The sequence below is a fragment of the Neorhizobium huautlense genome (genome assembly GCF_002968575.1).
Lineage (GTDB): Bacteria > Pseudomonadota > Alphaproteobacteria > Rhizobiales > Rhizobiaceae > Neorhizobium > Neorhizobium huautlense.
In genome coordinates this window covers 50,610-62,837 of the sequence record NZ_PVBM01000028.1, presented here as the reverse complement: position 1 = coordinate 62,837, position 12,228 = coordinate 50,610, and the positions used below count along the sequence as shown (strand labels likewise).

Sequence of the window (12,228 nt, the reverse complement as noted above, 5' to 3'; positions counted from 1 at the left end):
GCTTCCTTTCCTGATGCTTGTGGCTGTTTGGACAGACCACGTTTTATCATCAGCTCGAAGCGCAGCACCTCCTGCATCACCGTGGAAGATGAGGCGAAAGCCGAATACCCCATCTCCGGTATGGACAGAAAGAACTGGAGCGGGCGAAGGGATTCGAACCCTCGACCCCAACCTTGGCAAGGTTGTGCTCTACCCCTGAGCTACACCCGCTCATCAATCCGCCGGTCCGGGGTAGTTCGCTGGACCGTGGGTCGCGGCTCGTTGCCGGCGACGGGCGCTATATGGCCTAGACTTTTTTCAAATGCAACAGGGAAATGACGGTTGGGGTGAAGAAATATTTCGGATGCGCCGAACCGCCGCTGCCCGGCCCATTGCCTCGGCTTGGCGGGGCCGGACATTAAGGTTATAATTTGCCGCACACCAACAAAGCCAGTTCTCGACAAAATGACTGAAACAGCGCCGAAGACCGCCGCGGAATTCTTCCGTTTTCTTGATAGCCTAAACATCCCCCATTCGACCAAAAGCCACCCGCCGGTCTTTACCGTTGCCGAATCCGAGAGCCTGCGAGACGCAATCCCGGGCGGCCACACGAAGAACCTCTTCGTCAAGGACAAGAAGGATCGGTATTTTGTTCTGACCGTTGAGGAGCGTGCGACGGTCGATCTGAAGACGGTTCACAAGGTCATCGGCGCTTCGGGCCGGGTCTCCTTTGGCAGGCCCGAAAAGCTGATGGAATATCTCGGCGTCGTTCCCGGAGCAGTCACCGTATTCGGCGCCTTCAACGATGCGGGTCGAAATGTTACCTTCGTGCTTGATGAAGACTTGATGAAGCACGACGTCATCAATGGTCATCCGCTATCCAATGACGCCACGACGTCGATTGACCGCGACGACCTTATCCGTTTTCTCGAGGCGACCGGCCACACGCCGCTTGTCTTGAAAGTGACGGACTGACATACGATCTTTGCGAGCGACGAGCCCAATAGACAAAGTTTTCCGGGAGAGCATTCATGAGCGGCAGAGACAATCCCTATGGTGCCGGCGCCTATGGCGGCCAGATGACTGCTTCGGCGAATTATGGTGCGGCGCCTGCCGTTCAACCGGCAGCAGATTCTGCCATCAAGGACACCACCACCGCCGGCTTTAGCAAGGATGTCATCGAAGAATCGCGGCGTCAGCCGGTTCTCGTGGACTTCTGGGCGCCTTGGTGCGGCCCCTGCAAGCAGCTCACTCCGGTAATCGAGAAAGTTGTCAATGAAGCCCAGGGCCGGGTCAAGCTCGTCAAGATGAACATCGACGACCATCCGTCGATCCCGGGCCAGCTCGGCATTCAGTCGATTCCCGCCGTCATCGCCTTCGTCGACGGTCGTCCGGTAGACGGTTTTATGGGGGCGGTGCCGGAAAGTCAGGTGCGCCAGTTCATCGATCGCATTGCCGGACCTGCCGGCGCGGATCAGGCGGCGGAAGTCGAATCCGTGCTTGGCGAAGCTGAAACACTGCTTGCCGAAGGAAATATCCAGGATGCCGCGCAGCTGTACGGCGCGGTCCTCCAGGCCGATCCGGAAAATGCGAAAGCCGCCGGCGGAATGATGCTATGCCTGATCGCCATGGGCGAGACGGCGCGCGCCAGCCAGATGCTCGCCTCCATTCCGGAAGATCTTGCAAAGGATGCGGCCATTCAGGCTGTTGCCAAGAAGCTCGAGCAGATCGAGGAGGCCCGAAAGCTCGGAGATCCCCTTGCTCTCGAACACGATCTGGCGCTGCATCCGGACAATCACGAGGCGCGCATGAAGCTCGCCAAGATTCTGAATGTACAGGGGCAGCGTGAGGAAGCAGCCGAGCATCTATTGATGATCATGCGCAAGGACCGCAGCTTTGACGACGACGGAGCCCGCCGCCAGCTTCTGCAGTTCTTTGACGTCTGGGGTCCGAAGGATCCGGCCACCATTGCTGCCCGCCGAAAGCTTTCTTCGATTCTATTTTCATAACCGCCGCCGCGCCGGCCTGTTTGGTCTTGCGTTCCAAGGCAACCGCCCCACATAACTTGCGAAAGCAGATGATGGCGACTGCGAGAGTGGTCTGGGAGGTGTCGGACCCATGCATGTGGGAAATGCAAGATATCTGAAGCGGGAGGATTTGCCGGAAGCAGTTCCCGTCTTTCCGCTGACAGGTGCGCTGCTTCTGCCGGGTGGTCAACTGCCGCTCAACATTTTCGAACCGCGTTATCTTGCCATGTTCGATGCGGCGCTCGCCTCGCACCGGCTGATAGGCATTGTCCAGCCTTCGCTGATGGAGAGCGGCGAACCGGTGGAAGGCCCACGGCCCGCGCTGTCGAATGTCGGCTGCATCGGTCGCATCACCTCTTTCGCGGAAACTGGCGATGGCCGCTACATCGCCTCCATCAGCGGCGCTTGCCGCTTCCGGTTGCTGGAGGAGATGGGGCAGGGCCATCCTTATCGTACCTTCAGGATTGCGCCCTTCATGACCGACCTGTCGGTGGAGGACGATGAGGGTTCGGTCAACCGAACTGAGCTCCTGCGGGTCTTTCGCGCCTATCTCGACGCCAACAAGCTGGAAGCGGACTGGGAAAGCATCGAACGCGCCGGCAATCGCACCCTCGTCAATTCGCTCTCGATGATGTCGCCCTTCGGTCCAGCCGAAAAGCAGGCTTTGCTTGAAGCGCCCGATCTGAAGACCCGGGCGGAAACGCTGATCGCGATTACGGAAATCTTCCTGGCGCGAGGCTCCAGCGATTCAGATACCATTCTGCAGTAGGGAAAATCATGGACGAGAAGCTCAGCAAGGTGGATCCCAAACTCCTCGACCTGCTCGTATGCCCGCTGAGCAAGGGCCGCCTCTCGTTCAACCGGGAGACCAACGAGTTGATCTCCGAACGGGCGCGGCTAGCCTATCCGATCCGCGACGGCATCCCCATTATGCTGGTTTCCGAGGCTCGCAAGATCGAGGACTGATACTTCTTTCTCGAGGCGGAAAGTCAGATTGCTTCGCCGGCAAGCAGTCTCGGTCCGCCCTCGCCTGTCTTCCCCGCAGCCTGGTCAATGAAAAAGTTCTTCAGCTGCGGCATCCGGTCGACGATTCCCAGCCCGAAGTCGCGAGCGATGCGGATGGGAGTGATGTCGTTCGAAAACAGCCGGTTCAGGACATCGGTGGTCACGCCCATGCGGAACGTATCGAACCGCCGCCAGGACTGGTAACGCTCCAGTACGTTCAACGCGCCGATATCGAGGCCAAGGCGATCTGCCTCCACCACTGTTTCCGCCAAGGCTGCGACGTCCTTGAAACCCAGGTTGAGCCCCTGACCGGAAATCGGATGAATGCCGTGCGCGGCGTCGCCCGCAAGGGCAAGGCGCGGCGCCACGAATGCGCGCGCAAGCGTCAGGCCGAGCGGGAAGGCACGCCGACCGCCGACGACCCGCAATTCGCCAAGCTTGTGGCCGAAGCGCCGCTGCAGCTCTTCCTCGAAGACAAGATCGTCTGAAGCGACTAGGCGCTCGGCTTCCGCCGATCTTTCCGTCCAGACGAGCGAAGATCGGTTGTTGGTCAAAGGCAGGATCGCGAAGGGGCCGGAGGGAAGGAAATGCTCTTCCGCTACGCCTTCATGCGGCCGCTCATGGGCCACGGTGGTGACGATGCCGGATTGGCTGTAGTCCCAGGTGACGGTTCTAATGCCGGCCATGTCGCGCAGCTTCGAACGAACGCCGTCGCATGCGACAAGCAGTTTTGTTTCGATTGTGGACCCATCGGACAGAGAAACCGTGCAACGCGTGCTTTCGGTCTTGAAACCGGCGGCGGATAGTCCATGGCGAATCACGATGCCGAGGCGCTCTGAGGCTCCTCGCAGCGCGCGGACCATGGCGACATTCGGCACCATATGAGCGAAGGGGCGGCCTTCCTCCACTTCGCCGTCGAAGGTCAGGAAAACAGGCCGCACCGGATCGGAGGTACGGCTATCGGTGACGATCATTCGGTTGATCGGCTGGGCGTCCGGCGCGATCTCGTTCCAAAGGCCAAAGACTTCGAGCATGCGGGTCGCGGCCGCTATAATGGCGGATGCCCGCTCGTCCTTTTCCCAAACACCGGCTGGCGCGGCCTCGATCACTTCGACATTGAGATGCGGCGCCGCCTGTTTGACGGCGACCGCGGCGGCGAGACCCACATAACCGCCTCCAACAACCAGCATGTCCAGCATCTACCTAAACTCCTGTGAGACTTGAGAATATCACGACCTGCATATAGACCATCCGGCAGCAGCTTCCTATTGCCGGAGACCGTCATAATGTCGCCCCAGATCGAGCCACCGTCCGCTATGGAGCAGCTGATCGAGACACTCGACATCGAAAAGCTGGAGGAAAACCTCTATCGCGGCGTCAGCCCGGACGCCGGCTGGCAGCGGGTATTTGGCGGTCAGGTGATTGCACAGGCCCTGATGGCGGCGCAGCGGACCGTCGATCTGGACCGGTTTGTGCATTCCCTCCACGCCTATTTCATGCGTCCAGGCGATCCTTCCGTGCCAATCCTTTATCAGGTGGAGCGCATTCGCGACGGGTCAAGCTTCACCACGCGCCGCGTGGTGGCCGTGCAGCACGGCAAGGCTATCTTTTCCATGTCGGCATCCTTCCAGATCGAGGAGGGCGGCTACGAGCATCAGATCGACATGCCTTCGGTCACCCAACCGGAAGACCTGATGGGAGAGAAGGAGTTCAAGGCGCTCTTCCTCGATCATGCGCCCGAATCGGTCCGGCGTTACTGGACCCGGGAACGACCGATCGAAATACGCCCCACTTCCCTCGTTCACTATCTGACCAGGGACAAGCTCGATCCCCGCCAGGATATCTGGGTGCGCACTCTCGGCAGCGTCCCGGCGGATCGCCATTATCAGGCCGCGGTGCTTGCCTATCTCTCCGACATGACCCTGCTTGATGCCTCGCTTTATCCGCACGGCATCTCGATTTTCGATCCGTCCCTACAGGCAGCCAGCCTCGATCACGCCATGTGGTTTCACAGGCCGGCGACCTTCGATGACTGGCTACTCTATACGCAGGACAGTCCAAGTGCTTCCGGTGCCCGAGGGATGACTCGCGGCAGCATCTATACGCGTGCCGGGGTTCTGATTGCGTCCGTGGCCCAGGAAGGATTGATTCGGAAAAAGGCAAATGAACAATAGCTGTGCAATTTTTCAAAAATGCACATTATTTGGGCGCCTCTGCGCGGCCCAAATGCACGTTTCTTAGATATTCTTCCCAGAGCCTTTATATTTCAATGTCTTACGCTTCGATTTGAATCTGGCACGGCCCTTGAATGTAACCCACCAGTCGCTGTCGGGATCTGCCGGCGATGAGGAGAGTCGGCCGTATGCCGAATGCAAACAAAGGATGGGAAGCCAGATGAAAATCGTGATGGCCATTATCAAGCCGTTCAAGCTGGATGAGGTGCGCGAAGCCCTCACGGCTGTCGGTATCCAGGGCCTGACCGTCACCGAAGTCAAAGGTTACGGACGTCAGAAGGGACATACCGAGATCTATCGCGGTACCGAATACGCAGTAAGTTTTCTGCCGAAATTGAAGATTGAAATCGCCGTCCCCTCAGACCTCGTCGAAAAGGCCGTGGATGCGATCGCATCGGCTGCAAAGACCGGCCAGATCGGCGATGGCAAGATCTTCGTCTATTCGATCGAGCAGGCCGTGCGCATCCGTACCGGCGAAACCAACACAGAAGCGCTTTAAGCACGGGCTGACAGGGGAGTTTTTAAGCTATGCAATTCAACAAGGTTTCTATTTTCGGACGTTTGGGTGCCGCCGCCGCGGCGTCCTTTGCGCCCGCCATTGCCTTCGCGCAGGATACTGCCGCACCCGCCGCAGCGGCTGCCGCTCCGGCCATGACGGTCGACAAGGGCGACACGACCTGGATGCTGATCTCTTCCATTCTCGTGCTGCTGATGATCGTGCCGGGCCTTGCGCTGTTCTACGGCGGTCTCGTGCGCACCAAGAACATGCTGTCGGTGCTGATGCAGGTCATGATGATTGCCGCGGTTGCAATCGTCATCTGGGTTACCTACGGATATTCCCTGGCCTTCACCGATGGCGGTTCGCTGAACAGCTTCGTCGGCGGCTTCTCGAAGATGTTCCTCGCTGGTGTCGATACCACGACCCTTTCGGAAAGCTTTACCAAGGGTGCGGCCATCCCGGAACTGGTCTTCGTCTGCTTCCAGATGACGTTCGCGGCAATCACGCCGGCCCTGATCGTCGGCGCCTTCGCCGAGCGCATCAAGTTTTCGGCCGTCATCCTCTTTACGATCCTGTGGCTCACCTTCGTTTACTTCCCGATGGCCCACATGGTTTGGTTCTGGGGCGGCCCGAGCGCCTATGACGGCCCGACCGGCCTCATCTTCGGCTTCGGCGCAATAGACTTCGCTGGCGGTACGGTGGTTCACATCAATGCCGGTATCGCCGGCCTCGTCGGTGCGATCATGGTCGGCAAGCGGACCGGCTTCGGCAAGGACATGATGGCTCCCCACTCTATGACATTGACCATGGTCGGCGCCTCGCTTCTGTGGGTCGGCTGGTTCGGCTTCAACGCCGGTTCGAACCTCGAAGCAAACGCCTACGCCGCTCTTGCAATGATCAACACCTTCGTTGCAACGGCAGCCGCCATCGTTTCCTGGGCGATTGTCGAAACCTTCGCTCGCGGGAAGGCATCCATGCTGGGTGCCGCATCGGGTGCGGTTGCCGGTCTCGTCGTCATCACTCCGGCTGCCGGCTTCGTCGGCCCGATGGGCGCCGTCATCATGGGTCTCGTCGTTTCGCCGATCTGCTACTTCTTCGTATCGACCGTGAAGAACAAGTTCGGTTATGACGACACGGCAGACGTATTCGGCGTGCACGGCATCGGCGGCATCATTGGTGCAATCCTGACGGGTGTGTTCGTCAATCCCGCTCTGGGTGGCGCAGGCATTGTCGATTATTCGACGGCAGACTTCGCAGCCGGTTATGCAGGCACGGCGACCCAGGTCTGGGCCCAGCTCAAGGGTGTCATCGTGACGCTGCTGTGGTCGGGCATCGGTTCGGCGATCCTCTACAAGATCGTCGATCTTGTCGTCGGTCTGCGGGTCAGCGTCGAAGCCGAACGCGAAGGCCTCGATCTCTCGACCCACGGCGAAGCCGCCTATCACTCCTGATATGTATTTGGCGGCGGCAACAGCCGCCGCTCCGATCCCGTCGCAGCGGCCGTTCGGAAGCTGCACTTCGCCCGGACTTCGGTCCGGGCTTTTTTATTCGTGTTTTCAGCGCCCGCGCTCTAGATCGTGGTTAAAGGCGCATTAACTATCGTCAGGCTACTCTGCACTGGAATTGTGCGAATCGGCCGGCAGCATGCCGACTCGCGAAGAGTTGCGTTCAGAAGGCGGCGGACAGACAGGATGGGCAGAAGCAGTTCAGCGGCTATGGCAAACCGGTCTCCCCGCCTGGCCTTCACCGCCTTCGTGTGGAGGCAGGCGCTCGCGCTCGTCGGCTTCGGCATTTTCCTCGCCTTGGCGCTTGCCGTTGCGGCGCTTGCCACTTGGAATGTCGCAGACCCCAGCTTCTCCTACGCCACCGACAACGCGCCCACCAATATCCTGGGCTTTGCGGGCGCTGCCTTTGCCGATCTGATGATGCAGTTCCTGGGCCTGGCAAGCATCGTTGCGTTGCTGCCTGTGCTCGCCCTCGCATTGGCGCTCATTTCCGGCCGTAAATATGACCGCGTCCCGGCGAGGCTGGCTGCTTGGGGCGGCGGCGCTTTGCTTGCCTCCGCCACGCTCGGCTGCTTTCCCGCACCGCCCACCTGGCCGATCCCGAACGGCATCGGCGGCGTGATCGGAGACATGATCCTCCGCTTTCCCGCGCTTTTCGTGGGAGCCTATCCGACGGGCATGGTGGCGATCGTGCTCGGCTGCATCTTCACGCTTCCCTGTATCTGGCTCATGCTCTTTGCTTCCGGTCTCGTCGGCGAGGCTTTCGAGGAGGATGCGGAAGACGACGACAAGCCCGTTGCGGCGACGAAGGCACCTCCGAAGCGTGAGGAATTCGACGATGACGACGAGGAGGGCGCTTTTGCCGGCTTTTTGGCCTTCGGCGCGATTGCCCACTACTGGTATATTGCCCAAGCCCGGCTGCGCCGACTTGCGGGGATCAAGCCTCCGGTTCGTGTCGGCTTCGATCAGCCCTATGATTTCAACGAGGACGAGTTCGGCATGTTGAACGAGCCGGTCCGTGCCAAGGCTGCTCCTTCCGCGGCCGGCCGTCGCATGGAGCCGTCGCTCGATGATCCGGCGGAGCGGGCTGTGCCGCCGCGCCGTGTGGTCACGGCTCCGCCGATCTCGGCCCATGAAGACGATGATTACGACGACGACCCGCCGTTCGACATGGATGACATGCCGCCGCGCCCGGCCGGCATTCTGGCCGACGATGATGCACCGTTTGTCTCCTCCCGTGCGTCGCAGGCCAGCCGTAGCCAACCTCGCGTCGTCCCTGCCGCCGCTCCGCCGAAGCCAAGCCCCCGCGTCGCCCGCGAAGCCCAGGCGTCGTTCATTTCACCTGATGGTTTCCAGCTTCCCTCCGTGCATCTTCTGAACGAGCCGAAGGCGATCGCGCGCGATGCATCGCTTTCTGCCGACGCGCTGGAGCAGAACGCCCGGCTGCTCGAAGGCGTGTTGGAAGATTTCGGCGTTAAGGGCGAGATCATCCATGTCCGGCCGGGGCCGGTCGTGACGCTTTACGAACTTGAGCCGGCACCGGGCATCAAGTCGTCCCGCGTCATCGGCCTGGCCGACGACATCGCCCGTTCGATGAGCGCGATTGCCGCGCGTGTTGCCGTGGTGCCCGGCCGCAACGCGATCGGTATCGAGTTGCCGAACCGGACTCGCGAAACGGTGTATCTGCGCGAAATGATCGGCAGCAAGGATTTCGAAGGAAGCAAGGCTAAACTCGCCATGGCTCTCGGCAAGACCATCGGCGGCGAGCCGGTCGTCGCCGACCTTGCCAAGATGCCGCATCTGCTCGTCGCCGGTACTACCGGTTCCGGTAAATCGGTCGCAATCAATACCATGATCCTGTCGCTTCTCTATCGCTATACGCCGGAGAAATGCCGCCTGATCATGATTGACCCGAAGATGCTCGAACTGTCGGTCTATGATGGAATTCCGCATCTCCTCTCGCCGGTCGTGACCGATCCGAAGAAGGCGGTCGTAGCGCTCAAGTGGACCGTCCGCGAGATGGAAGAGCGCTACAAGAAGATGTCGAAGATCGGCGTGCGCAATATCGACGGCTTCAACAGCCGCGTCGAGCAGGCGATCGAAAAGGGCGAGGTGCTTACCCGTACCGTGCAGACTGGCTTCGACCGCCAGACGGGCGAGGCCGTCTATGAGACCGAAGAATTCGACCTTCAACCGATGCCTTATATCGTCGTCATCATCGACGAAATGGCCGACCTGATGATGGTTGCCGGCAAGGATATCGAAGGCGCGGTCCAGCGCCTGGCGCAGATGGCGCGTGCGGCTGGCATCCATGTTATCATGGCTACACAGCGCCCCTCCGTGGACGTTATTACCGGCACGATCAAGGCGAACTTCCCCACCCGTATCTCATTCCAGGTCACATCGAAGATCGACAGCCGCACGATCCTGGGCGAGCAGGGCGCCGAACAACTGCTCGGCATGGGCGATATGCTCTACATGGCGGGTGGCGGGCGCATTCAGCGTGTCCATGGTCCCTTCGTGTCGGACACGGAAGTCGAAGACATCGTCGCCTACCTGAAAACGCAAGGGGCGCCCCAATATCTCGATGCGATTACGGCTGATGACGACGAAGATGACGCCGGCGCAGGTGGTGGTCCGGCAGGCGCCGGCAACCTAAGCGATTCCGACGATCCATACGATCAGGCAGTGGCGATCGTCTTGCGTGACGGCAAGGCGTCCACATCCTATATCCAGCGGCGTCTCGGCATTGGCTATAACCGTGCGGCATCGCTCATCGAGCGAATGGAGCAGGAGGGGCTGATCGGACCGGCCAATCATGCCGGCAAGCGCGAGATCCTGGTGCCGACCGAGGGCGATATCCTCGAACGGTAAGGCTTTTGTGATCGCTTGCAACTGCCATCAAGACGCCGCGTTTTAAACCGAGAACCAGGGGAAGGAGATCAGAATGAAGAACGATAAATCCATCCTTTCACACGTCCGTCCCGATTCGATTGGCCGCAGGCAATTTTCGCTCGGGCTGGCGAGCCTGGCGGCTGCGATGTCCTTGCCGAACATGAGCTTCGCGCAGAGCTCGGCTGCGGCTCAGAAGATCGCCGATCACTTTTCCTCGGTCAAAACCATGATGGGCGAATTCGTGCAGTTCGGTCCGCGCGGGGAGCAGACCGGCGGCAAGTTCTTTATCGAACGGCCCGGTAAGCTGCGGTTCAATTTCGAGGATCCATCGCCGATCCGCGTGATTGCCGACGGCAAAAACGTCGTGGTTGGCAACATGAAGCTCAAGACCTGGGACGTCTATCCTCTGTCCAAGACGCCGCTCAGCCTGCTGCTGTCCGACCGCATCGATCTCGGCAACCAGATGGTCCGTGACGTCAAGCAGGAGTCCGACCTGACCACCATCGTGCTTGGCAACAAGACCGTCTTCGGCGATTCGACCATCACAATGATGTTTGATTCCAAGACCTATGATCTCAGGCAGTGGACCATTACCGATGCCCAGAACAAGGACACGTCGGTGATGATCTACAACGTCAAGAACGGGGTGAGCCTCGACGAAAAGGTCTTCACCATCCCCTATGACGAAGTCCGCAAGGGCTGATCGCGCCGGAGTTTGAAAAGTCTGAAGGGCCGGGCCTGCGCACGGCCTTTTTGCTTCTCAACGCAAGAAAAATTTCCTAAACCTCGCCGCAACATACGAGGTTTGGCCATGACTTTTTCCATCAGTACCTGGAATATCAACTCCGTACGGCTGCGCATGCCGATCGTTGAGCAGTTCCTCGTCCGCCACAAGCCGGATATCCTCTGCCTGCAGGAAATCAAGTGCCAGGAGTCGGAATTTCCGCTGCAGCCCTTCAAGGACTTAGGCTACCAGCACGTCATCATTCACGGCCAGAAGGGCTATCACGGCGTCGCAATCGTGTCGAAGATCCCGCTTCTGGAAGATCATCGGCAGAACTATTGCGGGGTGGGTGATGCCAGGCACATCTCCGCCATCTTCGAGCGCGGTTCGCGCCGCGTCCGCCTGCATAATTTCTACGTGCCGGCGGGTGGCGACGAGCCCGATCGTACGGTGAACCCGAAGTTCGGCCACAAGCTCGATTTCGTCGAGGAGATGAAGGCTCTTAAGGCTGATCCAATGCCCGGCATATCCTCCGTCCTCGTCGGCGATCTCAACATAGCGCCGCTTGAGCACGATGTCTGGTCGCACAGGCAGATGCTAAGGATCGTCAGCCATACACCGATCGAAACACAGGGGTTGAAGGAGGTCATGGCGCGCGGAGGCTGGCTGGACCTGATGCGCCAGCACGTGCCCGAGAGCGAAAAGCTCTATACGTGGTGGAGCTATCGTTCCAAGGATTGGCGAGTCGCGGACAAGGGGCGTCGGCTGGATCACATATGGTCGTCTCCGGATCTCGGGCCGTTCCTCGATCACATCGAGGTGCTGAAGGAAGCGCGCGGCTGGAACCAGCCGTCCGACCACGTTCCGGTGACGGCGACCTTCAAGTTCTGAATCCTGTCGATTCAGACAAACCTGTGGCTCATCGCCGCCGCCGCCTTGGCGAGGCTCGCAATATTGTCCCGGATGCGTCTTTCGATCACCCGGCCGACCTCGGGATATTCCTCAAGCAGGCGATGAAACAGCGAACGGCTGATTTTCATCGCCTCGGCGTCCTCGACTGCCACGGCGGTGAATTTCCGCTCCACCATGGTGATCAGCGCCAGTTCCGACAACAGCGTGCCGGGGCCGACCGTCGCCTCCACCTTTGGTTCGCCGTTACGGTCCGTCATCAGCAATTCGAAGCGGCCACGGGCGATGATAAAAGCCGATTCCGCCGGCGATCTTTCCCGAAACAGCTCCTGACCGACCGCCACCTGCCGCCGCTCAGCCCCAAAGGCCACGAGGCGAAGCTGGTCGTCATTCATATCCTTGAAGAGCGGGACCTGTGAGAGCAGGCGGATATCTTCGGTCAGGGACATTG

12 protein-coding genes and 1 tRNA gene are annotated in these 12,228 nt (G+C 59.9%); 10 read left to right on the top strand and 3 right to left on the bottom strand.

All coding sequences use genetic code 11. From position 1 onward, the window contains the following. Window positions 1–135: 135 nt before the first annotated feature. Window positions 136–210: transfer RNA gene (locus tag C5L12_RS23570), tRNA-Gly, on the bottom strand. A 234-nt stretch (window positions 211–444) separates the two neighbouring features. Between C5L12_RS23570 and C5L12_RS23565 the strand changes: the two genes are divergently transcribed. From C5L12_RS23565 to C5L12_RS23550, 4 genes are all read left to right on the top strand, one after another. Next, window positions 445–954 (top strand): prolyl-tRNA synthetase associated domain-containing protein, encoded by a 510-nt coding sequence (locus C5L12_RS23565; protein WP_105374484.1) that lies wholly within the window; start codon window positions 445–447, stop codon window positions 952–954. Window positions 955–1,010: 56 nt separating this feature from the next. Beyond that, entirely contained in the window at window positions 1,011–1,988 is a 978-nt protein-coding gene (gene trxA, locus C5L12_RS23560) for a thioredoxin (RefSeq protein ID WP_105374483.1), read from the top strand. A 109-nt stretch (window positions 1,989–2,097) separates the two neighbouring features. Beyond that, a complete protein-coding gene (locus C5L12_RS23555) occupies window positions 2,098–2,775 on the top strand; it encodes an LON peptidase substrate-binding domain-containing protein (protein WP_105374482.1) in 678 nt (225 codons plus the stop codon). 8 nt (window positions 2,776–2,783) lie between these two features. Continuing rightward, complete coding sequence (locus C5L12_RS23550; protein ID WP_105374481.1) at window positions 2,784–2,972, top strand: Trm112 family protein; 189 nt, start codon at window positions 2,784–2,786, stop codon at window positions 2,970–2,972. 23 nt (window positions 2,973–2,995) lie between these two features. On the opposite strand, the gene C5L12_RS23545 is transcribed toward C5L12_RS23550, so the two are convergent. Next, entirely contained in the window at window positions 2,996–4,210 is a 1,215-nt protein-coding gene (locus C5L12_RS23545) for a ubiquinone biosynthesis hydroxylase (RefSeq protein ID WP_105374480.1), read from the bottom strand. An 87-nt stretch (window positions 4,211–4,297) separates the two neighbouring features. On the opposite strand from C5L12_RS23545, the gene tesB reads away from it, so the two are divergent. The 6 genes from tesB (at window position 4,298) to C5L12_RS23515 (ending at window position 11,759) form a co-directional block, all read left to right on the top strand. Continuing rightward, window positions 4,298–5,185 (top strand): acyl-CoA thioesterase II, encoded by an 888-nt coding sequence (tesB, locus tag C5L12_RS23540; RefSeq protein WP_105374479.1) that lies wholly within the window; start codon window positions 4,298–4,300, stop codon window positions 5,183–5,185. Window positions 5,186–5,393: 208 nt separating this feature from the next. Beyond that, window positions 5,394–5,744, top strand: coding sequence for a P-II family nitrogen regulator (locus C5L12_RS23535; protein WP_105374478.1), 351 nt, complete (start codon window positions 5,394–5,396; stop codon window positions 5,742–5,744). A 29-nt stretch (window positions 5,745–5,773) separates the two neighbouring features. Beyond that, entirely contained in the window at window positions 5,774–7,195 is a 1,422-nt protein-coding gene (locus C5L12_RS23530; RefSeq protein ID WP_105374477.1) for an ammonium transporter, read from the top strand. Window positions 7,196–7,435: 240 nt separating this feature from the next. Beyond that, window positions 7,436–10,123, top strand: a complete 2,688-nt coding sequence (locus C5L12_RS23525; RefSeq protein ID WP_105374476.1) for an FtsK/SpoIIIE family DNA translocase — start codon at window positions 7,436–7,438, stop codon at window positions 10,121–10,123. A gap of 73 nt (window positions 10,124–10,196) precedes the next feature. Then, window positions 10,197–10,847, top strand: coding sequence for an outer membrane lipoprotein carrier protein LolA (locus C5L12_RS23520; protein WP_105374475.1), 651 nt, complete (start codon window positions 10,197–10,199; stop codon window positions 10,845–10,847). Between the two features lie 108 nt (window positions 10,848–10,955). Continuing rightward, a complete protein-coding gene (locus C5L12_RS23515; RefSeq protein ID WP_105374474.1) occupies window positions 10,956–11,759 on the top strand; it encodes an exodeoxyribonuclease III in 804 nt (267 codons plus the stop codon). Between the two features lie 11 nt (window positions 11,760–11,770). Here C5L12_RS23515 and C5L12_RS23510 read toward each other — a convergent pair whose 3' ends face one another. After that, entirely contained in the window at window positions 11,771–12,226 is a 456-nt protein-coding gene (locus C5L12_RS23510) for a cyclic nucleotide-binding domain-containing protein (RefSeq protein WP_105374473.1), read from the bottom strand. Window positions 12,227–12,228: the final 2 nt, after the last annotated feature.

Coding starts and splice junctions, on each gene's coding strand:
- C5L12_RS23565 (WP_105374484.1), top strand. CDS start 445: ATGACTGAAACAGCGCCGAAGACCGCCGCGGAATTCTTCCGTTTTCTT.
- C5L12_RS23545 (WP_105374480.1), bottom strand. CDS start 4,210: ATGCTGGACATGCTGGTTGTTGGAGGCGGTTATGTGGGTCTCGCCGCC.
- C5L12_RS23520 (WP_105374475.1), top strand. CDS start 10,197: ATGAAGAACGATAAATCCATCCTTTCACACGTCCGTCCCGATTCGATT.
- C5L12_RS23535 (WP_105374478.1), top strand. CDS start 5,394: ATGGGAAGCCAGATGAAAATCGTGATGGCCATTATCAAGCCGTTCAAG.
- C5L12_RS23550 (WP_105374481.1), top strand. CDS start 2,784: ATGGACGAGAAGCTCAGCAAGGTGGATCCCAAACTCCTCGACCTGCTC.
- C5L12_RS23525 (WP_105374476.1), top strand. CDS start 7,436: ATGGGCAGAAGCAGTTCAGCGGCTATGGCAAACCGGTCTCCCCGCCTG.
- tesB (WP_105374479.1), top strand. CDS start 4,298: ATGTCGCCCCAGATCGAGCCACCGTCCGCTATGGAGCAGCTGATCGAG.
- C5L12_RS23530 (WP_105374477.1), top strand. CDS start 5,774: ATGCAATTCAACAAGGTTTCTATTTTCGGACGTTTGGGTGCCGCCGCC.
- C5L12_RS23555 (WP_105374482.1), top strand. CDS start 2,098: ATGCATGTGGGAAATGCAAGATATCTGAAGCGGGAGGATTTGCCGGAA.
- C5L12_RS23515 (WP_105374474.1), top strand. CDS start 10,956: ATGACTTTTTCCATCAGTACCTGGAATATCAACTCCGTACGGCTGCGC.
- C5L12_RS23510 (WP_105374473.1), bottom strand. CDS start 12,226: ATGTCCCTGACCGAAGATATCCGCCTGCTCTCACAGGTCCCGCTCTTC.
- trxA (WP_105374483.1), top strand. CDS start 1,011: ATGAGCGGCAGAGACAATCCCTATGGTGCCGGCGCCTATGGCGGCCAG.